Below are 1,717 nucleotides of genomic sequence, written 5' to 3'. Positions count from 1 at the left end.
AACAATGGAGAGTCCGGAGGTTTGGCTCAAAAGCAATTTGACATAGAAGCAGGTTCGCTTTCTGAATGGGATGGAGAGGATTGGAAACTTGTTAGAAGGAATCAATTTGTAGAAGTTACCGGTCCCGGAGGCATTTATGGCAATGAAAACCCGGCCACAGATCCAATTTGGGCTACAGGTTGGGATCACAAGTCAGTAATTCTTGCTGCTAGGGATGCTGAAAAAGGTTGGTCTTTTTATCGCTTGCCAAAAGCCAGTCACAGTTATGATGGAGCCCATGGATGGAATACCGAGTGGCCAAGAATTCGAAATGTTGGAAAAGAAGGTGAACCGGATTACCTTATGACCATGCATGGTATGTTTTGGAGATTTCCCGAAAATTTTCAAGAGGGTAATACTGCGGGAATTAGGCCGAGATCGGCTTACCTGAAAGTGATTGGGGATTTTACCCGTTGGAAAGATGGGTTGGTATTCGGAACCGATGATTCTGCCAATAAGGAGTTTTTAAATAAAAGAAGCGCCAAAGGGAATATACAGGGCCCCGGACAATCCAATTCTAACCTTTGGTTTGGTGACATGGATTTGCCTGATGCACTAGGTCCAAATACAGCCAATGGTGCCCTGTGGCTGAATGAAGAGGTGAAGGCAAATACTCCCTCTGATCCCATGTTATTTGCCGGTTGGGAAAACAGAAATCTTTGGATTAACAATGAGGGAAAAACCAGAGTGAGTTTTGTCATTGAAGTGGATGCTAAAGGAGATGGCAACTGGGAAATGCTTAAGGAGCAAGAAATTGAAGCCGGAGAAAGTGCCAGGCTTTATTTTGACGAGACCACCAAAGGAGAATGGATACGTTTGACAGCCAAGCAAAATACCACAGTTACTGCCCATTTGGCCTTTTCCAACCCTGATGATAGGAAAGTAATGCAAACAGGGATTTTCGAAGGGGTCAATACGATAGAAAAGAATGATTTTACCGGAGGATTTTTGTATGGGCTAGGAGATGACCGCAGAAAGTTAGGGTTGGTTGCCAAATCCTACCAAGATGGTCAGCCCACCGATATTGGCTATTATGAAATGGACGATAAATTCCAATTGGTAAAAGTGGATGATCCCACTACCCAGCAGTTTATCAATGAAAATTTTCAGATTCCTAAAAATGTATTTGAAGTGGACGAAGCTTCAGTTTTGATCATTGATGACAAAGGGAGAAGGTGGCGTTTACCTAAGGGGGATGACAGGTACACAGAACCTTCCTTAGCCGGTAACCTTAGAATTGACAGGGAAGTGGCTACCGAGAGAGATTTGTTCAATTGCCATGGTACTTTTTATGAATTGCCTGCTGAAAATGCAGATGGATACGCTAAAATCAGACCTGTGGCTTCCCATCAATTGAAAATTAATGATTATGCTTCCTATAGAGGGATGTTGCTGCTAACAGGTGTTGATCCGGAAGCTGCTAGTTCTAATGAACATATAGTGGTGTCTGACGATGGCGAAGTAGCTGTTTGGACAGGAGCAATAGATGACTTGTGGCAGTTAGGTAAACCTGTAGGTAAAGGTGGACCGTGGGCAAATTCTGATATCAAAGCCGGCGAACCATCCGACCCCTATTTGTTTGCATTTTATGACAAGCGTACACTAGAGCTGCGTCATGATGCCAAAGAGGCCGTAACATTTACAATTCAAATGGAACCAATAGGTCATGGACCTTGGA

Annotated in this window: 1 protein-coding gene; it reads left to right on the top strand. The window is 43.6% G+C overall.

Features of this window, described 5'->3' with window-relative positions; genetic code table 11:
* Positions 1 to 1,717: hypothetical protein (locus AAC037_RS24195; RefSeq protein WP_339906243.1), on the top strand; the 1,717-nt coding region annotated here is incomplete at both ends.

This window comes from uncultured Cyclobacterium sp., from assembly GCF_963976465.1.
Taxonomy (GTDB): domain Bacteria; phylum Bacteroidota; class Bacteroidia; order Cytophagales; family Cyclobacteriaceae; genus Cyclobacterium.
Note: the sequence above shows the minus strand (reverse complement) of the source record. Positions and strands in the feature narration are given on the sequence as shown.